The sequence below is a fragment of the Gordonia sp. (in: high G+C Gram-positive bacteria) genome (genome assembly GCF_020438995.1).
Taxonomy (GTDB): domain Bacteria; phylum Actinomycetota; class Actinomycetes; order Mycobacteriales; family Mycobacteriaceae; genus Gordonia.
In genome coordinates this window covers 1-23,880 of record NZ_JAGQTN010000223.1, presented here as the reverse complement: position 1 = coordinate 23,880, position 23,880 = coordinate 1, and the positions used below count along the sequence as shown (strand labels likewise).

The following is a 23,880-nucleotide window of genomic DNA, read 5'->3' as shown; positions in this document are numbered from 1 at the left end:
GACACCGACGAGGACCCCCGGCGAATAAGGCGCTGGGGGTCCTCGCTTGACGTCCGGCCTACACCGGTCAGGTGACCGGTTCAGTCGGCGACCGCCAGTATTCCACCGATCAGTCCGACCTGACGGCCATGTCGGGTGGCTATTTGGATGAATAAATGGACGAACTGGATACTGAGTAGTGTATCAATACTGTTCATGGCACTTGTTTGCAGGTGTATTATCGGCACATGACCACGCCTGACCAGCGACCCTACCTGTCGTTCAGTTTCGATATGCGACACCTCTCGCCGACGGTATGGCTATCCCTCGGCGAGGCCATGAGCAAGTGCCAGCACCTGGCCGGCGTACCGCTCAAACCTCACCGCGCCGAGGACATGGCTGCGATCTACCTCGCGCGAGGAGTCCAGGCCACCACCGCCATCGAAGGCAACACCCTGTCGACCGAAGAAGTCGAGCAGATCGTCAAGAAGGGCAGCGCCGAGGTCGGGAAGTCACGCGAGTACCTGGAGCGCGAAGTGCAGAACGTGCTCACCGCGATACGGGATATCGACCTCGCGCTGCGGGCCGGTGAAACCCTCCCCATCACACGAGCCCGCCTCGAAGCACTGAACCACCAGATCCTCGACGGCATCCCCGACGAGCCAGAGGTCGTCCCCGGCCGCGTGCGCACACACAACGTGCGGGCTGGTAGGTACCGAGCCCCGCAGTGGCAGGACGTGCCCGAGTTGCTCGACCGGTTCGTCGCGTGGATCGACGAGCTCCGATCTGTAGTGAGTAGCGATGCCGACGATCGCGAGAAGTTCGTCAACGCCATCATTGCCGCCATCCTCGCCCACCTATACATAGCGTGGATACACCCCTTCGGAAACGGCAACGGCCGCCTGGCGCGGCTCATCGAGGTCCAGATCCTGTCCGAGTCCGGAGTGATTCCGATCGTCGCGACCAACCTGCTGTCGGACTTTTACAACAAGACCCGTGACGGCTACTACCGGGCCCTCGACGCAGCCCAGCACGATGTCGGTGCGTTCATCCGGTACGCGCTTGAAGGGTTCCTCGACGAACTCCGCGCCCAGATCGACGAGGTCAAGCAGGAGAACATTCAGATCCATTGGGAAAGCTACGTCTACGAGACGTTCCGGGGGCAGCCGTCCACAGAGACCCGCACCCGGCAGCGTGAACTTGCGCTCTCTATGCGGGATGGGGTGTGGTTCGGTGCGCGGCAGATCACCGAACTCACACCGCGCCTCGCGCGGCTGTATGCGCGAGTCGGGGAGCGTACCCCCACTCGTGACCTCAACGACCTCGTCAAGATGGGGCTGGTCGCTCGTGACGGCCGAAAATATCGCGTACGGCGAGACGTCATCCGCGCATTCATTCCGCCAACATGGGAAGCGCCGCATAGTCAAACCCTCGACGAGGCACTCGCCGACATCGCGCCGCCCGACATTCCGACGCTCTTCGATGAGGACACGATCTGACCTTGGCGCGCACCGACCCAGCCCGGAAACCCGACGACGACGCTCGAGCATCATGCTTGCAACCGTCGTTGTTTAGGGGGGCTTGACATTGCATGTCTAGGGGGCCTAAACTAGGCTCATGGTCAAGCCGATGCGATACAAGGACCTCACCAAACTGCTCCGCGACGCGGGCTTCACCTCCCGTCAAGGCAAAGGCGACCACGAGGTCTGGTCACTCGGCCGGTATCACGTATCCATCACCCAAACGCGCGACATCTCGCCCGGCCTCGTCCGCAAGGCACTGAAGATGATCGACGAATCCCAGACCAAGACACCACAAGCCGAAGCACCCCAGGCCGACGACCAGACACCGGAACAGGAGGGCAACGAATGAACATCACCGCCACCGCCCACAAGTGGGAACACGGCTGGGAACTGTGGATCGACGACGAAGCCGCAACTCAGGTCGCCACACTCGACAAAGCCGCCCAGCAGGTCCGCGACTACCTCGACACCGAAGACCCCGACACCGACCACAGCGACTGGACCATCACCATCGTCCCCGACATCGGCGACATCGGCGACGAGGTCACCGACGCCCGCGCCGCCACCGAAGCGGCCACCCGCGCCACGGTCGCCGCAGCCGCGAAGGCTCGCGCCGCCGCCCGGCACCTGCGTGAGGCCGGCTACTCAGTCACCGATTCGGCTGCCATCCTCGGCGTCTCACGCGGGCGCGTCTCCCAACTCGTCCGGTCCTGATCGGTGGGCCCCATGCTCGCGGGCAAGATCATCACCGGCGCCGGCATGATCGCCGCGGTCGCCATCGTCTTCTACCTCACGGACATGCCCGGCTGGGCGTACGCCTTCCCCGCGGCCGACACCAAGGCACGCCTCGACGAGCTCGCCGCGGCGAAGGGTATGGGCACCTCGAAGTACGTGCGCGCCATCATCGACCGGCACCTGGCCGATCTCGACGGCCACTGACATGGCCACCGTCACCTCCTACGACACCGCCCACGGCAAACGGTGGCGGGTCCGGTACGCACGCCCCGACGGCCGGCACACCGACAAACGCGGGTTCCCCACCAAAAAGGCCGCCGAAGGGTGGGCTGCGGAGAACACCGTCTCCATCAACACCGGATCCTGGGTCGACCCGAAATACGCGAAGCTCACCGTCGGCGCGCTCGGCGACGAATGGATGGCCCGCCAAACCCACCTCAAACGGTCCTCGCGCAAACCCGTCGACACCGCGTGGCGGCTGCGGGTCAAACCCCGCTGGGGACAGGTCGCGATCGGCGACATCCGGCCATCACAGGTACAGGCGTGGCTATCCGGGCTGACGAAGATCGCGAAGAAGGCCGACGCCACACCCGAGCCGCTCGGCGCGACAGGCGTCATCTACGCCCACCAGGTGCTGTCGGCGATCCTCGGTGACGCCGTGCGTGACCGGATGCTCGCCGCCAACCCGTGCGACGGCATGGACCTGCCCCGCAAGGGGCAGAAGCGGAAGGTGTACCTGACGCACGAGCAGCTGCACCGGTTCGCCGCCGAGGTCGCCGCCGGCACCGTCGACCCGGTCGCGCGATCGGTGCTCGTACTCACCCTCGGCTACACCGGCCTGCGGTGGGGCGAAGCGACCGGGCTGCGGGTGCGTGGCGTCAACGCACTACGCCGGCGCCTGGTTGTGCGCGACAACGCCGTCGAGGTCGACGGCGACATCCAGGTCGGCACGACCAAGGGTCACCGGATGCGCACGGTCCCGGTGCCGGCGTTCCTGATGAACCAGATCAGCGACCTCGTCGACGGCCGCGGTCCCGACGACCTTGTCTGGGCGCACCCCGACGGCGGATACCTGCCGCTGCCGCCGTACGAGCGAGGGTGGTGGCAGCAGGCCGTGATCCGGGCCGAGCTGCCGAGGATCACCCCGCACGATCTGCGGCACACCGCAGCATCGCTGTCGGTGTCGGCCGGTGCGAACGTGAAGGCGCTACAGCGGATGCTCGGGCACGTCTCGGCCGCGATGACCCTGGACACCTACAGCGACCTGTTCGACGACGACCTCGACTCGGTGGCTGATGCGCTCGACGCAGCAGTGGTCAAACTCGGCATCGCCCCGACTGGCTGAAACTCGATTGGGCACTGATTGGGCAAACCGCCCAAAATATACTGTTGACCTGCGGTTTGGTGCGGGTTTAAGTCCCCCCTCGCGCACTATTCGAACACCAGGGTCAACCCTTATTTCCAGCCAACGGGTCAGCACTCGTGTAACACAAGGGAGTACTTGATGGCCAAACTGAGGGCCTACCTGAAGGGCTCGACTGAATCTATCGAGTGGAACCTGCCGGTCGGCATTGATCTTGAGACGATCCCGTCTAAACTGCCGCCCGGCGCGCTCGATACGTGGACGATGGTTCCGACGGCGACCGGCTGGGTCCTGATTGACCCTGGTCAGTACGCGGCACTGGAACTTATCAAGTAGAAAACGTCGAAGCTGACCCCTGCCCGCGGCTCCAATCGAGCTGCGGGCAGAGGTGCGCGCGAGGTGGTGGTCACCGGCGCCGCCCGTGGTCGCACCTGGTGCACCTTCCCGCGCCGCAGATTTCGTCCCGCTGATCGGATATCGCGCAGCTCGATTCGCGGGACGGAGTTCTCGACGCGGGAACGGCAGCGGACAGTGATGTCTGATTTCCGCCGGTGAGGTTCGCCGGCGACGTGTCAGAGTGGAGCGATGACCCCCGCCTCGATCCGCTCCGACGAGCGGATGACCTTCGATGAGCGCTATGGCGCGGTGAGGGCCCGGGACCGCAGGTTCGACGGCCAGTTCATCCTCGCGGTGCGCACCACCGGGATCTACTGCCGGCCGTCGTGTCCGGCGCGCACACCCAAACCGTCGAATGTGGTGTTCTTTCCGACGAGTGCGGCCGCGCATGAGGCCGGTTACCGAGCCTGCAAGCGGTGTCTGCCGGAGGCGGCGCCCGGCTCGCCGGAATGGGATCTGCGGCGCGACACCGTCGGCCGGGCGATGCGGCTCATCGCCGACGGCGTCGTCGAACGGGATGGGGTGGGCGCGCTCGCGGCGCGGCTGGGGTACTCACCGCGCCATCTGACGCGGCTGCTCACAACGGAATTGGGGGCCGGTCCACTGGCGCTGGCACGTTCGCAGCGTGCACACACCGCACGAATGTTGTTGACCGGCACGGACCTTCCGGTTTCCGACGTCGCATTCTCTGCCGGCTTCGGGAGTATCCGGCAATGCAACGACACCATCCGCGAGGTCTTCGCGATGACGCCGACACAGCTGCGTGCGCAAAGCCGTACGGCAGCAACCGCTTCCGGTGCGATCGACCTGGTACTGCCGGTGCGTGAACCGTTCGACGTACAGGGGGTGCTCGGCTGGATGGCGCAGCGGTGTGTCCCGGGAATGGAATGCGCCACCGCCACGACCTTCGCACGCAACCTCCAATTGCCCGGCGGCGCGGCATGGTTCGAGGTCCGCCACGATGAGACGGGCCGGATCCGGTTGCGCGCACGTGTTTCCGGGCTGGCCGATCTCGGACGACTCATCGCGCGGGTGCGCCGATTGCTCGACCTCGACGCCGATCCGATCGCCGTCGATTCCGCACTGTCGGGCCACCGTGAGCTGGCACCTCTGGTGGCGAGGACCCCCGGAATGCGGGTGCCGGGCGCCGCGGACCCGCACGAGATGCTGATCCGGGCGATGGTCGGCCAGCAGATCACGGTGGCCGCCGCCCGCACCGCACTGACCCGGCTGGTCCATGAACTCGGCACCACCGTCGAGGCACCTGACGGCGAACCGCACCTGCTGTTCCCGACGATGCCGGCCATCGCCGAACACGGCCACGAGGTGCTGCGCGGACCGGCCGCACGACTACGCGCGATCACCGATGCCGCGGCCGCACTCGCCGACGGCACCCTGACACTCACCTGCGCCGACGACGGCGCCGAGCAGCGTGCCGCGCTGCTGGCCAGGCCCGGGATCGGGCCGTGGACGGCCGACTACGTGCGGATGCGGGTCCTCGGTGACCCCGACGTGCTGTTGCCCGGTGACAGCGCGGTCCGCGCCGGGGCTGCCATGGCAGGACTGCCCGCCGACCCTCGCGACCTCACCGCCTGGGCAGCGCGAGTCGCCCCGTGGCGCAGCTACCTCACCGCACATCTGTGGCGGGCGAACACCAGTGAGAAGGAGATCAATGACTGACAGCAGGCAAGGGACGGTACAGACCGTCGACACCCCGGACGGGCCGTTCACACTGGTCGTCGATGACCAGGGGCGGGTGCTGGGCTCGGGCTGGACCACCGACCGGCAGGCGGTACTCGACCGTATCCACCGGGACATTCGGCCGGTGGAGATCGCGGAGGGAACGACGCGGGCCGCCGACGATGTGGCTGCGTACTACGCAGGCGACCTGGCCGTGATCATGTCCACCCCGGTCGCGCAGCAAGGCACCGATATGCAGTTGCGCGGCTGGTCGGCGTTGCGGCGGATACCGCCGGGGCAGCCGTTGAGTTACACCGATTTCGCGGCGCTCGTCGGAAGCCCGGGAGCGGTGCGGCCGGCGGCGTCGATCTGCGCCCGGAACGCGCCCGCCCTGTTCGTTCCCTGCCATCGCGTGCTGCGTGGCGACGGCAGCCTGGGCGGATTCGCGTGGGGAACGCATGTGAAGGATTCTCTGCTGCGCCGTGAACGCAACACTCACTGATGATGTTGAATGTTCACAGCACCATGTGCAGAAACAGTGAACCGGGTCGGGGGGAGGGCGGGCAACAGTGGCACCGCGCAAACTCCGCCCCGGCCTTCGGCTCGACGAACTGACCCGCATCGACGATCCCGACGACCCGGATGCTCCCGAAACCTATTGGGGCAGGGCGTGGATGCATGTCAAGAAGCATGATTCCGACAATCCGTATCTGATCGCGAACGAGTTGATCTGTTGCCGGCTCGCCGCGGCGGTCGGGCTGCCGGTGCTTCCCGGGGAGGTGGCCCGCGACCAGGACGGTGCGACGTATTGGGCTGTTCCGGGTGTCGGCTCGGAAGGCGGAATCCCGGTACCACCGGTGAGCGCACACGATATCGCGCTGGCACAGATGCAGGTCGTGGCGGGGATGATCGTCTTCGACTCCTGGGTCAACAACACCCGCCGCCGCGCCGACAACGTCGTCTATGACGAACGCCTGGGTGTGTGGCTGGTCGACCACGAATACTCGCTCGCGCAGCCGCACGGCCGGGCGTTCACCGAGAAACCCGACGACGAGGCGCTGGCCCCGCTCGGATGGCACGAGTTCGCCGACGAGGCCATCGACAAGGATCTGCTCCGATTCTGGGAACAGCGTGTGCGAACCCTGTCGGCACACGTCATCGGCCGCCCGCTGCTTGAAGCCAATCAGCGCGGCCTGATCACGCAGAAACAACAGTCGTGGCTCGCCAAGTATCTGCTGGCCCGACGCGACCGGATCGTGAGCCTGGTGCCGTCGGTCAACGCGCCGCCCGAACCCGAGTTCACGCGCCCGGTCCTGCGGCTCGTACCTGACACCCTGTTCTAGGGCGCAGGCTCCTATCGATCCGGCGACAGTGCTAGCCTCCGGGGTTAGGGTTACCTAACTAATGGGAGGGGTGTGTGGTGATAGTTGAAGCAACGGGTCTGAGAAAGACGTTCGCATCACGCAAAGCGCCGGTGGAGGCGTTACGCGGTATCGACCTGAGCGTCGACGAAGGCGAGATCGTGGGTCTCCTGGGTCCCAACGGGGCAGGTAAGACCACAACGATCCACGTGCTGACGACGCTGCTGCGCCCGGATGCGGGACAGGTTCGCATCGCAGGGATCGACGTGCTGGCCGATCCGGCCGCGGTGCGTCCGCTGATCGGTCTCACCGGCCAGTTCGCCGCCCTCGACGAACAACTGACCGCGCGCGAGAACCTGGTGCTGTTCGGGCGGCTGTTCAAACTGGGCACGGCCCGCGCCAAAGAACGCGCGACACAGTTGCTCGACCAGTTCGACCTGGCCGACGCCGCCGACCGGCGTACTGTCACCTTCTCCGGCGGTATGCGCCGCAGGCTCGATCTGGCGGCGTCGATGATCGGTGATCCGAAGGTGCTCTTTCTCGACGAGCCGACCACAGGTCTTGACCCGCGCAGCCGAAACACGTTGTGGGAGATAGTGCAACGCCTGCGCGACGACGGCATGACAATCATCCTGACCACCCAGTACCTGGCCGAGGCCGACGAACTGGCCGACCGCATCGTGGTGATCGACCACGGTGCAGTGATCGCCGAAGGCACGCCGGGCAAACTCAAGGAACTGGTCGGCGGATCGGTGTGCGAGATCAGCGTCAGCGGCGCCGACCACGCACGGGTGGTGCGGGCGCTGGAATCCCGGTGGACGGTCACACACACGCCGGACACGGTGAGCGTGCCCGCGGACGGACCGGCAACTCTGTTCGACGTCGTACGGATCCTGGATGGGCATTCGGTCATCCCTGACGACGTCGGATTGCGTCACCCCACCCTCGACGACGTGTTCCTCGCCCTGACGGGAGATGTCGCCGGAGACGGAGAGCCGGATAGGGACGATGCGGAGTCTCGGCGATGACGGCGACCACCAGCGGCACACGCCGCGGCGATGAGCCGGCGACTCCGCGGCCCTCGCTGGTCATCGACTCCCTGGCACTGGGCGGACGACACCTGCGGATGATGTCGCGTCGACCTGCGTCGATCATCGGTGCACTCGTGCTGCCGGTGATCTTCGCGGTGCTATTCCTGACCGTATTCGGGCGCGTCATGGACCGCGCAGGAATCGACTACGCCCAGTTCATGGTTCCCGCGATCGTCCTGCAGGCGATATTCTTCTCCGGAATGTCCATCTCGATCTGGGCGGCCGAGGATGCGGCATCGGGAATGATCGGCAGACTACGGTCGATGCCGATCTCGCGGATGTCACCCGCGTTGGGGCTGCTGATCGGTGAGGCGATCCGCACAATCGCCGGTTCACTCGTGCTGATCGCCGTGGGCTATATCGCGGGATTCCGGTTCGAGACGGGAATCGTCGGGTTTCTCGGATTCCTCGGAATCGTAGTCTGTGCGTCGTTGTCGATCTGTCTGCCGTACCTCGTACTCGGCTTTGCCGTGGGCAAGATGGAGCCCGTTCAGGCGATCGGCAATCTTGTCTATTTTCCGCTACTGCTGGTGTCGACGCTTTTCGTTCCCGCACAGGCATATCCGGAGTGGATGCGGCCGATCGTCGAGAACCAGCCGATCTCCAGAATCGGTGAGGCGCTGCGGGCGGCGTCGACAGTTGGAATCGAGCACACCCCATCGACGGTGTTGATAGCGCTGGCCTGGTGCGCCGGCCTGATCGCGGTGTTCGCCGCACTCGTTCCCCGGGTATTCGGAAAGGCGGGCTGACGACATGACCACGGATGTACGGGTGATGACGCGACGCGGGCTCACCCTGATGGTGCGGTCGCCGATGACCGTGGCGATGGCCGCGATCATGCCGATCATTCTGCTGACGTTGATGTCGGTATCGTTCGGGAAAATGGTGCTGCCCGGTGCGGGCGTCGCCGAGTACGTGCAGTACGCGGCCCCGGTATTCACCGTCATGGGAGTGACCTTCGGGGCACTGTCCACGGCTATCGCCACCCAGCAGGACAGGACTTCGGGGTTCGACGACAGGCTCCGCGTTTCGCCGATCTCGCCGGTCGCCCCATTCGCCGGGCGGATCCTTGCCGACGCGGCCCGCAACGTCGGGGCGGTCGCGGTGGTCAGTGCCGTTGCGGTGGCGATGGGTCTTCGCTGGCACAACGGTGTCGGGGGAGCGGTGCTCTACTTCGTGTTGCCGGTGATCTTTGGCTTCGGTATCGCCTGGATGATGGTGGCGATCGCCACCTACGTCGATTCCGCGGAAACGGCGGTATCGGCCACCAACGCGTTGCTCTTGCTGTTGACATTTCTGTCGACGGGTTTCGTCAAGCTGCACGACCTGCCCGGCTGGGCCCAGCCGATCGCCGCTGCCAACCCGATATCGTATGTGGCGCAGGCGATGCGTGGCGCTGCGTCAGGCGGTGACTACTCGGGTGAGGTTGTCGCCACGATCGCCTGGGCCATTGGACTGACGCTCGTGTGCGGCCTTCTCGCCGTCCGCGGTTACAGTCGGCGAGTATAGCCGATTCCGAACGGAAGAAGCCCCGGAATACCTTTCGGTCATTCCGGGGCTTCTGATTCAGCTTTGGAAGATCAGGGGTGAACCCACGGCGGCAGGGCGTCGTCGGGGTCGGCCTTCTTCTCCGGTGCGGTGGTCTTCGGGGTGGCGGTTGCGGTGGGCGTGGACTCGCCCGCATCCGAAGCCGGGGCGAGCTTCTTGGTGGTGGTTGCGCTCGCCTTCCTGGTGGTTCCGGTGCGCTCGGCGGCGGCCTTCTCCTTGTTCTCGGCGATGTTCTCGGCGGCCTCGTCCTTGCGCTTGTGCGCCTCGGCGCCCAGGCCCGAACCGGTGGTGTCGTCGTCGGTGAAGCACATCGAACGGACCACATTGTGGTAGGTGGTGATGCCGTAGGTCAGCGGTAGCGTGAGGACCGTCGAGATCATTCGCACCGGGTTGAACTCGTTGACTCCCGGAATGAGCTGGACGGGTGCGAGCGCGGGGATTCCGGCGTACTGCCCGATGGTGCGGAACAGCCACACCGACAGTGCATAGGTGTAATAGACGCCGGTGATCGACTTGGTGACTGTCAGTTTCGACAGCGGGATCTGATGAAGCAGGTTCTTACCCTCACCGGCATTGCCGGCCAGACCCAGGATCACATCGAGGGGTGCGCCACCGAGGAACGGGATGAAGCCGCCGAGGCTGGATACGGCCCGCTGACCGCCGTCGAAGTCGTCCTTGTCCCTCGGGATCAGGTTGGCCGGAACGTATGTCGAACGCAGGACACCCATGATCTGGCGGCCCTGGGCGGCGACACGATTGCGTGCTGCGGCGTTGGGTGCGGCCTCCTTGGCCTGGCGGATGGTGCGTTCGGTGATCTCACCCAGTGTGTTGGCCCCGACAGGCTTGCAGGTGTTCTTGTCGGCGAGAGCTAGCTGGTTCGCTGTGCTCTTGATGATCGCGGGGATCGGGATGTTATACCGGATGTGTTCGTGGGCCTTGCCCGCATTCTCCTTCTGCTCCTCGGTGACGCGCGCGACGCACTGGTTGAGCAACGCGGTGGCGGTCTGGGAGTAGAGGATGGTCAGGGCTGACTGCCCGCCTGCGAAGAAGATGCCGACGAGGGTGTTGTAGTTCAGGAACGACCCCAGGATGCCGGTGATCTGGGCCGGCAGCGGCAGATATGCGGCAGGGCTCGAATTCTGGTTGATGTCCGTGAACTCGGGAGCCATGCCCAGCGCGAAATTGATCGGGGCAAGAATACCGGTGAAGAAGTACAGCCACGCCGTCTCCACGGCCTGGGACAGAGTGATGTTGGCGACCGGGATGGCTTCGTTCTGCTTGCCGTCCCGGATCTTGAGCAGCTGATTGACGATGTAGGTCGAATGCGGCGACTTGTACTTGTCCGCCGGGTCCTGCGTGTCGGCGCCGAGGGCGCGCGGATCATCGCTCAGCGACAGCGTCGAGACGGTGACGTTCCTGAGGCTGCGCTGCAGCCCCTTCTGGTGCTGCTTGACGGCAGCCTGGGCGGCCGGCGGGAGCGACGGGAGCAGCGACTCGTAGATGGAGTCGAAGACCACGCTGAGGGTGGTGAACTCGCTGCTGACGCAGGTGGTGTCCTCGTTCCGGGTCTCGGCGCTCTGACGCAGCATCGGCCGCTGCTGTTTGGCGATGCGTGCCTGCCGCTGTTCGTAGGTCTCCGTGCGTGGGTTGTAGCGCTGGGGCCTCTTCTTGGCGTACGGCGAGACCAGCGGCGCTGCAGAGGCCGACGGGGCGGGGGTGATACCCGCGTTGTTGGTGACAGTGTTGCTCGTGGCGGGTGAATCGCTGATGGGTGCGGCGGCACCGTTGGCGGTCGCCGTTGCCGCTGCCAGGCTCGCGAGCGTGACGACGGCCGTCGTCCGCACCACGTTGCGCTTGGTTCTACCAGTGTTCACGACACGCGCTGACTGCACAGTTGCGCCCTACGCTTTCCATCGATTTGCCCTGACCCCGAGGACCCGGGGCGCCTATTTCAAATCGGACGTTAGCATACCCTGAGTAAATCCCAAGACTGCCCGATAAAGTGGCATAGGTAACACTTACATCAGGTGTTGCTCATGGTGAACGAAGTTGCCGATGATGTCTGTTACGTCCGAATCTGCACCCTGCGCGATCGGTACCCGTGACCGTTGGCCGCCGGCACCGCGTCCGATACTGATTGTCATGCACCCACTGCACGATATCGCCCTCATCGACGCCCTCGGCGCGGACCTGCGTTCGGCCGGCTACACCGGACCCGGGGTGGCCGCGTTCCTGGGTGAGGACGCCGAGGAAGCCCTGGGCCGGGGGATCTGGTGGCCCGCCCTCCACGCCACGAAGCAGGCCGGTCCGTCGCGATTGGGCACACTCGTCCGATTACTGCTGCTCGCGTGTGACGAATCCGTGCGCGAGGTCGCCGAGGCGCTGCCGGGCTGCCTCATCGATGACCTCGTCGCCAATGAGGTGATCACCGTCGACGGCCTGACCGCCCGCGCCGCGCTCGACATCCGCCCGCACGCCGACGACAACCGCGACTACCTCGTCGTCTCCGATCTCGACGCCGCCACCCGTACCGGGCCGGTGCTTCGCGACCACGTGCTCGGAATCGGCGGTGCGTCGATGTCGTTGGCCCGGGCGGTCATTCGTGAACCTGTCGCCAGCGCACTGGATCTGGGCACGGGCTGCGGAATCCAGGCACTGCACATGGACTCGCACTGTGAGCGCATCGTCGCCACCGACACCAATCCGCGGGCCCTCGCACTGGCCGCGGCCACCGCCCGGCTCTGCGGCATGTCGTGGGATCTGCGCGCCGGCAGCCTGTTCGAGCCGGTGGCGGGCGAGCGGTTCGACCTGATCGTCTCCAATCCGCCGTTCGTGGTGGGTTCGGGCGGACAGGACTACATCTACCGGGACTCCGGTATGGCAGGCGACCGCGTGTGCGAACGGCTCATCGGTGAGGTCGCCGACCACCTCAACCCCGGCGGCACCGCGCAGATCCTCGCCAATTGGATTGTCCGCGAAGGCGAACCGTGGGATACCCGGGTGCGGGGCTGGCTGGCCCGCACCGGCCTGGACGCCTGGGTGGTCCAACGTGAGCTCGCCGACCCCATCAGCTATGTCTCGCTGTGGCTTTCGGACGCCGGTGAGAACCCGGGCGACCTCATGCGCCGGGGTGCGGACTGGCTCGACTGGTTCCGCCGCGAACAGATCGCGGGAATCGGCATGGGGCTCATCACTCTTCGCGCGCACCGTGCGGGCGAGACACGTGAACCCGACCAGGTCGTCGAGGAGATCACCGCCGCCGGTGAGGAGGTCACCGGTTACGAGGCCAAAGCCTTTCTGGACCGCCGTGCCTATCTGCGTGACACCTCCGACGAACACCTGCTGGCCGCGCGGCTGTCGACCGCGCCGGTCATCTTCGAACAGCAGTCGTTGCCCGGGGACGACGGCTGGCAGCAGGTAGGGGCGTCGGTGCGGCGCCCCGGCGGACCGGCCGCGGTCCTGGGCGTCGACGAGGTGTCGGCGGCGCTGCTCGCAGGATGTCGCGGCGTGGTACCGCTCGGCACCCTCATCGAGTTGCTCGCGGGATTCCACGGTGTCGACACCGATGCGCTCGCCGAGGCCGCCCTGCCCGTCATCCGCGAGGCCATCGGCAGGGGCATCCTCTACGAGGCGAGGTAGCCGTTCAGGCGAATGTCTTGTCCAGCGCCTGGCGGAGGTCGGCGGCCAGGTCGTCGGCTTCCTCCAGGCCGACCGAGAAGCGTAGGTGGCCGTATTCGCGGAAGCCCTGGGGGTAGGCGGCGACCCGTGGGCCGTCCGTGCCGACGTGCACGATCAGCGACTCGTCGTGGCCGAGTGACACGGCCGAGGTGATCACCGTCAGATGGGAGACGAAGCGGTTCTGTGTCGCCGGATCGCCGCGCAACGCGAAGGCCATCATGGCGCCGAACCCTCGTCCGCCCAATTGCCTTGCGGCAAGACCGTGTTGGGGGTGGGACTCCAGTCCCGGATAGGCGACGAAGGCGATCCGCTCATCGGCGGCCAGCAGCCGCGCCAGCGTCATCGCGGTGGCCTGATGCTGAGCCAGGCGCAGCGGCAACGTGATCGACCCGCGGCAGATCAGCCATGCGTTGAACGGTGAGATCACCCCGCCCACATCGACCATCGCCTCGGCCTTGACCCTGCCGACCAACGCGGCCGCGCCGATCACCGCGCCGCCCATCGCATCGCCGTGCCCGTTGATGTACTTGGTCAGTGAATGGATCACCAGATCGGCACCGTCTGCCAGCGGCCGGTACAGCGGCGGAGGGGTGAACGTCGAGTCGATCACCAGCAGTGCACCCGCGTCGTGGGCGATGCGGGCCAGCGCCGCCACATCGGCGACCTTGGTGGTGGGATTGGCGATGACCTCGGCGGTGATCATCCGGGTGGCCGGCCGGATCGCGGCCCGCACCGCGTCGAGATCGGTGACGTCGACGAACGTCGCCTCGATCCCGTACTTGCGGGGCAGCAGCTGTGTCCAGAGCTTCCACGTGGCCTCGTAGGTGGTGTCGGAGACCACTATGTGGTCGCCGGTCGCGAGAAAGGTGAAGTACACCGCGTGCAGCGCGGCGACGCCCGACGCCAGCGCCAGTGCGTCTTCACCGCGCTCCATCAGGGCCAGTTTGCGTTGCAGCGCAACCTGATTGGCGCCGGTGTTGCGCGTGTAGATGAGGTGATCGGGGTCGGACCAGTCGAGCTTCTCCGGCTCCGGCGGCAGATGGTACGAGTTGGCCATTGTGATCGGGGTCCGGATCGACGGCCCGGCGGTGTCGTTGCCGCCGTGGACACTGAGGGTCATATCGCCGAATCCGCTGTCCCCGTGCTGCGCGCTCATGGCGTCGACGCTACGACATCGGTAACAACCGGGACGGTTCAGGTAGGAACGCACCAAGCCCTCCGAACCTCGAGAGGTCCGGAGGGCTCGGTGGCTGTGGGATCTACGTGTACAGGTCGGCGATGGCCTTCTTATAGGAGTCGTGGATCACGTTGCGCTTGAGCTTGAGCGTGGGCGTCAGTTCACCGGTCTCGATGGTGAAGTCGGTGTCGAGCACCGCGAACTTCTTGATCGCCTCGGCCTTGGACACGGTCTTGTTGGCCGCGTCGACCGCCTCCTGGAGCTCGGCGAGGATGTCGGCATTGGTGGCCAGCGTGCTCAGCGGGGTGTCGGCCGGAAGGTCGTGGCGTTCGAGCCACCCGGGGACGACCTCCTGATCGAGGGTGATCAGAGCCGCGATGAACGGCTTCTTGTCGCCCACCACCAGGCACTGGCTCACCAGCGGATGCGCCCGGATGGTGTCCTCGAGCTGGGCGGGGGAGACGTTCTTGCCACCGGCGGTGACGATGATCTCCTTCTTGCGGCCGGTGATGTACAGGAAGCCGTCGTCGAGCTTGCCGATGTCACCGGTGTAGAACCAGCCGTCCTGGATCGAGTCGGCGGTGGCCTTCTCGTTCTGCCAGTAGCCACCGAACACCATCGGGCCCTTGAGCAGGATCTCGCCGTCGTCGGCGATGGCCACCTCAGAGCCCGGTACCGGCCGGCCCACCGAACCGATGCGCTGGTCGTCGGCACTGTTGGCCAGGATGCCGGCGCTGGTCTCGGTGAGGCCGTACGCCTCGTACACCGGGATGCCGACGCCGCGGAAGAAGTGGCCCAGGCGATCGCCGAGCGGTGCGCCGCCGGACACCGCGCCGATGCAGTTGCCGCCCAGTGCAGCGCGGAGTTTGCCGTAGACGAGCTTGTCGAACACGGCGTGCTTGCTCTTGAGCACGAGTCCCGGGCCGCCGGCGTCAAGGGCCTTGCTGTACTCGACGGCCGTGGCCGACGCCTTCTCGAAGATGCCGCCCTTTCCGCCGTCGTAGGCCTTCTGCTTGGCCGAGTTGTAGACCTTCTCGAACACACGCGGCACCGACAGCACGTAGTGCGGCTTGTACTTGTCGAGATGGGCGACCAGGTTGGGGATATCGCTGGTGTGTCCGAGGACCACCTTGTTCTCGATGCAGCCGACCTCGATGGCGCGGGCGAAGACGTGCGCCAGCGGCAGGAACAGCAGCGTCGTGTTGCCCTCGACGAGACCCGGGCCCACCGCGCTCGTGCATGCGGCGCTCTCGGCCAGCAGGTTGGCGTGGGTGAGCGCGACACCCTTGGGCCGGCCGGTGGTGCCGGAGGTGTAGATCAGGGTTGCCGCGTCCGATGCCACGGTGTTGGCGTGGCGGGTGTCGAGTTCGGCGTTGTCGACGGCGGCGCCACGCTCGGTGAGCGTCGCGATGGCACCCTCGTCGATGACCAGGGTTTCGGTGAGGGCCGGAGCGGCCGCGATCACTTCCTGATGCTGTGAGCGGTGCTTGGGCAGCTCGACGATCAGCAGCCGCGTCGCCGAATCCTCCAGGATCCACTGGACCTGATCGGGTGAGGAGGTGTCGTAGATGGCGACGGTGACGCCGCCCGCACGCCAGATGGCGTAGTCGATGACGGTCCACTCATAACGGGTGGAGGACAGCAGCGCCACCCGGTCGCCCGGGTTGATGCCGGAGGCGACGATGCCCTTGGCCACGGCGTCCACCTCGTCGGCGAAGGTTTTGGCGCTCACGTCGACCCAGGTGTCGCCGGACAGTTTGCGCAGCAGCGTCGCATTCGGGGTTTTCGCGCGGTGGCGCAGCACCGCGTCCACGGTCGTGGCCTTCGCGTCGACCGTGAAGTTCGACGGGGTGGAGTACTGATCCATAATTCTCCTTGTTTGCGGCCGTGCAGATGCACGGCCAAACGGGGTACGGCCAAACGGGCATTTCAGGCACAGCTGGGCGCGCATGCCGCTCTGCATCCGCGTTGAATGGCACAGAGCCTAGCAGCAGGCCGGTGACACCCATCACATGAGTTCGGGCAATCGCGGCCCTTCGATTCTTCTGGACCGTCCGCGGCGCACTAGAGTAATAGCGATGAACGAGACTGGCCAGCGATGACACCCACATCCGAATCCGAATCGACGTCCGCAGAGACGTCCACCGAGCGATCGACCGACCACGCCGACGAGACCGGCTCCACCGGTTTCGGTGGTCTGGGTATCGATGATCGTGTGCTCGAGGCCATCTCCGATGTGGGCTACGAGTCGCCGTCGCCGATCCAGGCGGCAACCATCCCGATCCTCATGTCCGGCCGCGACGTGGTGGGTCTGGCGCAGACCGGTACCGGCAAGACCGCGGCCTTCGCCATCCCGATCCTGTCGCGTCTTGACGCCTCCGCCCGCAAACCGCAGGCGTTGATCCTCGCGCCGACACGTGAGCTCGCCCTGCAGGTGGCCGAGGCGTTCGGCAAATATTCGGCGCATCTGCCCAAGGTGAAGGTGCTGCCGATCTACGGCGGGCAGAGTTACGTCGTTCAGCTCAACGGTCTCAAGCGCGGTGCGCAGGTCATCGTCGGCACCCCCGGACGTGTAATCGACCATCTCGATCGCGGCACCCTCGACATCTCCGAGCTCGAGTTCCTCGTGCTCGACGAGGCCGACGAGATGCTCACGATGGGCTTTGCCGAGGACGTCGAACGCATCCTCGCCGACACCCCGGACTCCAAGCAGGTCGCGCTGTTCTCGGCGACCATGCCGCGGGCCATCGCCAGGCTGGCGCAGCAGTATCTCAAGGATCCGAAGGAGATCACGGTCAAGGCCAAGACCGCGACCGCCTCGAACATCACGCAGCGCTATCTGCAGGTCTCACACCAGCGCAAACTCGACGCCCTGACCCGATTCCTCGAGGTCGAGCAATTCGACGCGATGATCGTGTTCGTCCGGACGAAACAGGCCACCGAGGAATTGGCCGAGAAGCTACGCTCGCGCGGATTCTCGGCGGTCGCGATCAACGGCGACCTGGCGCAGGCACAGCGCGAGCGGACCATCAACCAGCTCAAGAACGGCACCATCGACATCCTGGTGGCCACCGACGTGGCGGCCCGCGGTCTCGACGTCGACCGGATATCGCACGTGGTCAACTTCGACATCCCGCACGACACCGAGTCGTATGTGCACCGGATCGGCCGTACCGGTCGTGCCGGGCGCTCGGGCAATGCGTTGCTGTTCGTCTCGCCGCGGGAACGGCACCTGCTGCGGGCCATCGAGAAGGCCACCCGGTCCACGCTCACCGAGATCGGGCTGCCCAGCGTCGAGGATGTCAATGCCCAGCGCGTGGCCAAGTTCGCCGAGTCGATCACCGAGAACCTCGGCTCCGACCATCTCGACATGTTCCGCAAGCTGATCGAGGACTACGCGCGCGACAACGATGTGACGATGGCCGACATCGCGGCCGCGCTGGCGCTCGAAACCCGTGACGGCGGTTTCCTCATGGCGCCGGATCCGCCGCAACGTGAGCGCGGCGAACGCGGGGAGCGGGGCGAGCGGCCCGAGCGCCGCGAACGCGCACCCCGGCGACCCGGGGCCAATTTCGCCACTTACCGGATCGCGGTCGGCCGTGTCCATCGTGTGTCTCCCGGCGCGATCGTCGGGGCCATCGCCAACGAGGGCGGCCTCACCCGGGGTGATTTTGGTAACATTTCCATCCGCGACGACTTCAGTCTCGTCGAGCTTCCCGACGATCTCGACGCGGAAACGCTGGCCGCTTTGCGGCACACCCGGATCGGTAAGAACCCCATCGATATTCGGCGCGACCAGGGTCCCCCGAGGGCCCGGGGCGGGGCCAAACGCGCAGGCCAAGGTGCCCGAGGGTACAGCCGCGAGGGTGGCAGGCGCGGCGACTCGTGGGGCAAGCGGGGCAACCCGAAGGTGGCCGGCCGCCCGCGGGGGTGATCCGGGCAGTGGGGGATCTCACATTCGACCATTGGTTCAGTGAGCGGAAACTTGCTTGTCACGCTTGGTAAATCGGCGCGTAGCATTTCTTCTCGGTAACGGTTTGCAACGGAGCGCCGAACTACCGGGAAGAGTCGGCAGCGGCGCCGGCGCCACGCGAGCAGACGAAACAAGAAGCGGGTGAGGTCACCAGTGTCAGTGGTGAATGCGATTTCAGCCAAAGAAGCAGTCGAACACAGTCAGCACGGTGACGCGGTCATCGTTGACGCGCGTCCTCAGGTGATGCGGCATCAGGGCAGCGTGCCCGGCGCGGTCGTCGTCGAGCCGTCCGATGTCAAGGCAGTGTTCAACCACACACCGTCGGGCCGGTTTCCGGTGATCCCCGATCACGACCGCGAGATCGCGGTGGTGTCGGTGCGTTCACAGGCGCCGGTGATCGCCGAGCAGATCGCCGACATGGGTTACACCAACGTGCATTACATCGACGGCGGCTACCGGGCGCTGTCGAATGTGACCGGCGAAGGGCACTGACATAGCCGGACGCCACCGGCGTCCGAACGAGAAACGAGGCGTGAGCCGACATTCCTGTCGGCTCACGCCTCGTTTCGTATTCGACGCCGGGCGATCGTGGCGACTATTCTCCGAGCGCGTCGAGTAGGGCGGGCAGGCCCACTGCCGCCGAAGTGCGAACGGACCGGGTGACATACGGGCTCAATGCAGACTCATCGATGTTGAACTCGATCACAGGAGTTCCGGCCGCAAGTGCCCGCTCGGGCAATTCCGCTGCGGGATAGACGATTCCACTGGTTCCGATGACCAGGACGAGGTCGCTGCCGCTGATTGCGTGTTCGGCGCGCTGCCACGCGCCGCGCGGCAGCGCCTCGCCGAACCAGACGACTCCAGGGCGCACCGGCGACTGGCATTCGCGACACGACGGCGGGTCGATGCGGGGTGGCTCGGTGTACGAGGTGATGTCGAAGCCGTCGGGCAGCCGGGTACCCGTTCCGTGATAGGGCGCCGAGCATCCCGAGCAGCGTGGTTCGAACAGGCTGCCGTGCAGGTGGCTGATCACGTTGCTGCCCGCGCGTTCGTGGAGGTCATCGACGTTCTGCGTCACCACCATGACGGTGCGGTGATCGGCGAGTGCGGTGATCGCGCGATGGCCTGGGTTGGGTTGGGCATCGCCGACGAGCTTCATCCGCCACAGGTACCAGCCCCACACGAGCGCGGGGTCGTTGTCCCAGGCGTCGACAGTTGCCAGCGCCGCGGGGTCGTAGCGTTCCCACAGTCCCGTCTGGGCGTCCCGGAAAGTAGGGACACCACTTTCGGCGGACATCCCTGCGCCGGAGAACACGGTGATCGAATGGGCTTGGCGGACAAGGTCGACGACGTCACCGGGCAGGGTGACGGGGGTGGTTGGCATGTCGAGAAGAGTACGGGGCGCCTACGACAGGAGCTAACCATTTCCGCCCGCCGAGCAGCTCAGTGAACAGGCTCACATAACGATTTCATAACGGTATTGGGCGCGACTGATGGGCAGGGTGTCGTTCGGGGTTTGTGCAGGTGGCGGGGCTGATTGCGGCCGGAGCCCGTTCCGTACATCGGCAGATGGAAAGTTACCCGTGGGGATACCCGTCGGTATACCCGCGGGTCGCCCCAAAACATGAGGAATCCCTCACTTTCGTGTGTCATGATGAGTGCCACGTTCCTCGGTGATGCATCGTGACCGATTCAGGGTCGGTTGTGAAAAGCGTTGCAGCACTGAAGTGTTCGTTGTTTCCGGCCGCGCGCAGGACGATCTCGCGCTGCCGTGTACAGCCACCCCGCGACGAAGCCACGAGGCGATGACGCGTGCCCGAACGTCCGATCACCCCGAATGTCTGATCAGCCCGAACGTCTGATCACACAGCCCCGAATGAGGAGAACCCGTGACCGTCGATCACATCCGCACCGGCCAGCTGGGAACCGCCAGTGGTTCCCGACCCTCCGGCACACTGACGGACCGGATCGCCGCCGGTGAACCGTATGCGATCAGTTTCGGTGGACAGGGTGCGCCGTGGCTGCCCACGCTCGCCGAACTGGTCGTCGACGCCGACCTCGAGTACCGGATCGGCAAGTACGTCGACGCCGCCGAACGGTTGATCGCACCCGTGGCCGGCAAGTTGGCGATCGCCCGGCCCGACGGCTTCCACCCGCTCACCTGGGTCCGTGCACACGACGCCGGCGATGAGGTACCCACCGACATCGCGCTTGCGGATGCGACTCTGTCGGTTCCCGGTGTTCTGCTTGCGCAACTCGCCGCCATCGACGCGCTCGCCAAACAGGGTCTCGACACCACCGCCATCCCGCCGACATCGGTGGTCGGGCACTCTCAGGGGGTGCTGGCCACCGAGGCGATCGCCAACGACGGTGCCGGAGTGGGCGCGGGTGTGCTGCTGGCCCTGGCACAGTTGATCGGCGCGGCGGGGACCATCGTCGCCCGCCGGCGCGGACTGGCCGCCACCTCCGACGGCACTCCGATGATGGCGATCGGCAACGCCACCCCCGAACGTGTCGACGCGATCCTCGCCGACTATCGCGCGGGCCTCGGGGACCGTGATCTGGGCACCGAGCCGGTTGTCGCCATCCGTAACGGCCGCACCGCCGTCATCGTCGCCGGCGCACCGCGCCACCTCAAAGCACTGCGGGCACGCTGTGAGCAGATCGCCGCCGCCGAGGCCGACCGCCGCAAGCGCAAGCTGACCGGTGGCGCGCCGTTCACACCCAAGTTCGACGACCTCGCCGTCTCGCTGGCGTTCCATCACCCGTCGCTGGCCGAGGCCGTCGAGATGGTGGCGCAGTGGGCCGACGACTGCGGCATCGATCGCGCGATGGCCACCCGCCTGGCCTCCGACGTGCTGGTCAATCACGTGGACTGGGTGTCGATCATCGACGAGGTGGTCGCCGGTGGCTCCCGCTGGATCCTCGATTTCGGCCCGTCGGACCTCGCCACGCGCCTGACGTCGGGTCTGGTCCGTGGCCGGGGCGTCGGCCTGGTTCCGGCCGCACTGCGCGTGGGGCAGCGAAACCTGTTCAGCCCCGGCGGAATTCCCGAGGTGGCGGCGCCCTGGTCGCAGTTCGATCCGATCCTGGTGGAACTGCCCGACGGCCGCACCGTGGTGGAGACCGCGTTCACCCGGCTGACCGGACGTTCACCGATGCTGCTCGCCGGTATGACACCCACGACCGTCGACCCCGCGATCGTGGCCGCAGCCGCCAACGCCGGGCACTGGGCCGAGCTCGCCGGTGGCGGTCAGGTCACCGAGGAGATCTTCGCCCACAACATCGCCACACTCACCGATCTGCTGGAGCCGGGCCGCGAGGCGCAGTTCAACGCACTGTTCCTCGACCCGTACCTGTGGAAGCTGCAGCTCGGCGGCAAACGCATCGTGCAGAAGGCACGCGCGCAGGGCGCACCGCTCGACGGTGTGATCGTGTCCGCCGGCATCCCCGAACTCGACGACGCCGTCGCGCTCGTCGACGAGTTCGTCGAGGCGGGTCTGCGGTATGTCGCGTTCAAGCCGGGCACCGTCGAGCAGATCCGCGCCGTCGTGCGGATCGCCGCCGAGGTCCCGAATCATCCGATCATTGTGCAGATCGAGGGTGGCCGCGCCGGCGGGCACCATTCGTGGGAGGACCTCGACGACCTGCTGCTGGCCACCTACGGCGAGTTGCGCGCCCGCCCGAACGTGGTGATCTGCGTCGGCGGTGGCATCGGCACACCCGAGCGGGCCGCCGAATACCTGACCGGCGTGTGGTCGGAGAACCTGGGCTATCCCAAGATGCCGCTCGACGGCATCCTCATCGGCACCGCCGCGATGGCCACCAAGGAGGCCACCACCGCCCCCGAGGTCAAGCAACTGCTCGTCGACACCGTCGGCTGCGACGAATGGATCGGCGCCGGACACGCCACCGCGGGCATGGCCTCCGGGCGCAGCCAGCTCGGCGCCGACATCCACGAGGTCGACAACGCCGCCTCCCGCTGCGGACGCCTGCTCGACGACGTCGCCGGCGATGCCGATGCCGTCGCCGACCGTCGCGAGGAGATCATCGAGGCTCTCTCGCACACGGCCAAGCCCTACTTCGGCGATGTCGCCGGGATGACCTACCGGGAGTGGCTCGAGCGCTACGCCACCCTCGCGGTGGGGGACGGCCGCTCCGACCAGCTGCCGTGGGCCGACATCACCTGGCAGACCCGGTTCGCCGACATGCTCCAGCGCACCGAGGCCCGGATGGCTCCGGCCGACCGCGGCGAGGTGCCCACCATGTTCGGCGCGGTGTCGAGCACCGACGACCCACATGCCGCGCTCGATGTACTGATCAGCGTGTACCCGGCCGCCGAGGCCGACATCCTGCACCCGGCCGACGTCGCCTTCTTCTTCGAGCTGTGCCGCACCCCCGGCAAGCCCGTCAACTTCGTGCCCGTCATCGACAAGGACGTGCGCCGCTGGTGGCGTAGCGATTCGCTGTGGCAGGCCCACGACGCCCGCTACTCGGCCGACGAGGTGTGCATCATCCCCGGCCCCGTCGCCGTCGCGGGTATCACCCGCGTCGACGAGCCCGTCGGGGAACTGCTCGACCGATTTGAGGCTCAGGTGACCGCCGAGCTGGCCGCGGCCGGTGGCCAGCCGATCCCGGTCGACGGCCGCAAGCGTGCTGGGGTCATCTCCGGCGAGGGCGCCGTCGCCGCGATCCTGGAGGCCGACGACGTCGAGTGGGCCGGACGTATCGTGCCCAACCCGGCCACCGTGATCGGCGATCGTGGCCGCTGGGTGGTCGTCGACCCCGACCGTGCTGAACACGCACCTACCGGGGCCGTCCTGGAACGCGCGGGAAGTGGCCGCTTCGATCTCGTCGTGCCCGTCTCCGGCACCACCATCCGCATCCCGCTGCATGCCACCGAGGCGATCACCGACGGTGGCAACCCGCTGATCGGCGCCGACGACGCGTCGTCGGCGATGACCGCGATCCTGACCGTCGCCGCCGGTGGCAGCCTGGCCGATGTCGAGGCGGGCGTGAGCACCACGACTTTCGCCTGGAACCCGGACTCGGTCGCCGACCATGCCGCGGTCACCGGCTACACCCTGCCTGCGAATCTCACCCCCACCACCCCGATCCAGCCGTTCGGTTTCGCCGTGCCCGACACCCTCGTCGGCGCGTGCTGGCCGTCGGTGTTCAGTGTGATCGGTGCGGCCCGCACCGACGCCGGTGAGCCGGTGGTCGAAGGGCTGCTCGACCTGGTGCACCTCGACCATGCGATCGAGCTCACCGGCCAGATCCCCACCACCGCTGCCGATCTGGTGGTGACGGCGGCCCTCGGCGGCGTGTACGACGCCGAGGTCGGTCGCGTCATCGAGGTGAGCGTCGACATCACCG

At 66.5% G+C, this 23,880-nt stretch carries 20 protein-coding genes; 16 read left to right on the top strand and 4 right to left on the bottom strand.

Annotated elements, in window-relative coordinates; all coding sequences use genetic code 11:
• Positions 1-227: 227 nt before the first annotated feature.
• The 12 genes from KDB67_RS15845 (at position 228) to KDB67_RS15790 (ending at position 9,637) form a co-directional block, all read left to right on the top strand.
• Complete coding sequence (locus KDB67_RS15845) at positions 228-1,478, top strand: Fic family protein (protein WP_291017516.1); 1,251 nt, start codon at positions 228-230, stop codon at positions 1,476-1,478.
• Between the two features lie 118 nt (positions 1,479-1,596).
• The gene (locus KDB67_RS15840) at positions 1,597-1,851 is read left to right on the top strand and encodes a type II toxin-antitoxin system HicA family toxin (protein WP_291017514.1); all 255 of its coding nucleotides are present in this window, start codon (positions 1,597-1,599) and stop codon (positions 1,849-1,851) included.
• Complete coding sequence (locus KDB67_RS15835; RefSeq protein WP_291017511.1) at positions 1,848-2,216, top strand: antitoxin HicB; 369 nt, start codon at positions 1,848-1,850, stop codon at positions 2,214-2,216. The genes KDB67_RS15840 and KDB67_RS15835 overlap by 4 nt, the downstream gene beginning before the upstream one ends.
• A 3-nt stretch (positions 2,217-2,219) precedes the next feature.
• The gene (locus tag KDB67_RS15830) at positions 2,220-2,441 is read left to right on the top strand and encodes a hypothetical protein (protein WP_291017508.1); all 222 of its coding nucleotides are present in this window, start codon (positions 2,220-2,222) and stop codon (positions 2,439-2,441) included.
• 1 nt (position 2,442) lies between these two features.
• On the top strand, positions 2,443-3,582 hold the full coding sequence (locus tag KDB67_RS15825; protein ID WP_291017505.1) for a site-specific integrase: 1,140 nt from the start codon (positions 2,443-2,445) through the stop codon (positions 3,580-3,582).
• A 159-nt stretch (positions 3,583-3,741) separates the two neighbouring features.
• Positions 3,742-3,936, top strand: coding sequence for a hypothetical protein (locus KDB67_RS15820; RefSeq protein WP_291017502.1), 195 nt, complete (start codon positions 3,742-3,744; stop codon positions 3,934-3,936).
• A 249-nt stretch (positions 3,937-4,185) separates the two neighbouring features.
• Positions 4,186-5,676, top strand: a complete 1,491-nt coding sequence (locus KDB67_RS15815) for an AlkA N-terminal domain-containing protein (protein ID WP_291017500.1) — start codon at positions 4,186-4,188, stop codon at positions 5,674-5,676.
• Entirely contained in the window at positions 5,669-6,178 is a 510-nt protein-coding gene (locus KDB67_RS15810) for a methylated-DNA--[protein]-cysteine S-methyltransferase (protein WP_291017498.1), read from the top strand. Before KDB67_RS15815 ends, KDB67_RS15810 begins: the two co-directional genes overlap by 8 nt.
• 67 nt (positions 6,179-6,245) lie before the next feature.
• Positions 6,246-7,019 carry a hypothetical protein gene (locus KDB67_RS15805; protein WP_291017494.1) on the top strand — a complete coding sequence of 258 codons (774 nt, stop codon included), beginning with the start codon at positions 6,246-6,248 and terminating at the stop codon, positions 7,017-7,019.
• A 74-nt stretch (positions 7,020-7,093) separates the two neighbouring features.
• Entirely contained in the window at positions 7,094-8,065 is a 972-nt protein-coding gene (locus KDB67_RS15800; protein ID WP_324383494.1) for an ATP-binding cassette domain-containing protein, read from the top strand.
• Positions 8,062-8,877: an ABC transporter permease gene (locus tag KDB67_RS15795; RefSeq protein ID WP_291017492.1), complete on the top strand. Its 816-nt coding sequence runs from the start codon at positions 8,062-8,064 to the stop codon at positions 8,875-8,877. Before KDB67_RS15800 ends, KDB67_RS15795 begins: the two co-directional genes overlap by 4 nt.
• 4 nt (positions 8,878-8,881) lie before the next feature.
• Positions 8,882-9,637, top strand: coding sequence for an ABC transporter permease (locus KDB67_RS15790; RefSeq protein ID WP_291017490.1), 756 nt, complete (start codon positions 8,882-8,884; stop codon positions 9,635-9,637).
• 71 nt (positions 9,638-9,708) lie between these two features.
• Here KDB67_RS15790 and KDB67_RS15785 read toward each other — a convergent pair whose 3' ends face one another.
• The gene (locus tag KDB67_RS15785; RefSeq protein WP_291017488.1) at positions 9,709-11,550 is read right to left on the bottom strand and encodes a hypothetical protein; all 1,842 of its coding nucleotides are present in this window, start codon (positions 11,548-11,550) and stop codon (positions 9,709-9,711) included.
• Between the two features lie 268 nt (positions 11,551-11,818).
• Here KDB67_RS15785 and KDB67_RS15780 point away from each other — a divergent pair, with 268 nt between their 5' ends.
• Positions 11,819-13,315, top strand: a complete 1,497-nt coding sequence (locus tag KDB67_RS15780; protein ID WP_291017486.1) for a methyltransferase — start codon at positions 11,819-11,821, stop codon at positions 13,313-13,315.
• A 4-nt stretch (positions 13,316-13,319) separates the two neighbouring features.
• Here KDB67_RS15780 and KDB67_RS15775 read toward each other — a convergent pair whose 3' ends face one another.
• Complete coding sequence (locus tag KDB67_RS15775) at positions 13,320-14,510, bottom strand: aminotransferase class V-fold PLP-dependent enzyme (RefSeq protein ID WP_291017484.1); 1,191 nt, start codon at positions 14,508-14,510, stop codon at positions 13,320-13,322.
• Positions 14,511-14,613: 103 nt separating this feature from the next.
• A complete protein-coding gene (locus KDB67_RS15770; RefSeq protein WP_291017482.1) occupies positions 14,614-16,398 on the bottom strand; it encodes an AMP-dependent synthetase/ligase in 1,785 nt (594 codons plus the stop codon).
• Positions 16,399-16,629: 231 nt separating this feature from the next.
• Between KDB67_RS15770 and KDB67_RS15765 the strand changes: the two genes are divergently transcribed.
• Both KDB67_RS15765 and KDB67_RS15760 read left to right on the top strand, forming a co-directional pair.
• Positions 16,630-18,465 carry a DEAD/DEAH box helicase gene (locus tag KDB67_RS15765; RefSeq protein ID WP_291017479.1) on the top strand — a complete coding sequence of 612 codons (1,836 nt, stop codon included), beginning with the start codon at positions 16,630-16,632 and terminating at the stop codon, positions 18,463-18,465.
• 192 nt (positions 18,466-18,657) lie between these two features.
• Positions 18,658-18,996, top strand: a complete 339-nt coding sequence (locus KDB67_RS15760; protein WP_291017476.1) for a rhodanese-like domain-containing protein — start codon at positions 18,658-18,660, stop codon at positions 18,994-18,996.
• A 103-nt stretch (positions 18,997-19,099) separates the two neighbouring features.
• On the opposite strand, the gene KDB67_RS15755 is transcribed toward KDB67_RS15760, so the two are convergent.
• Positions 19,100-19,888 (bottom strand): NAD-dependent deacylase, encoded by a 789-nt coding sequence (locus KDB67_RS15755; protein ID WP_291017473.1) that lies wholly within the window; start codon positions 19,886-19,888, stop codon positions 19,100-19,102.
• 505 nt (positions 19,889-20,393) lie between these two features.
• Here KDB67_RS15755 and KDB67_RS15750 point away from each other — a divergent pair.
• On the top strand, positions 20,394-23,880 hold a 3,487-nt coding region (locus KDB67_RS15750; RefSeq protein WP_291017469.1), incomplete at its 3' end, for a fatty acid synthase subunit beta domain-containing protein.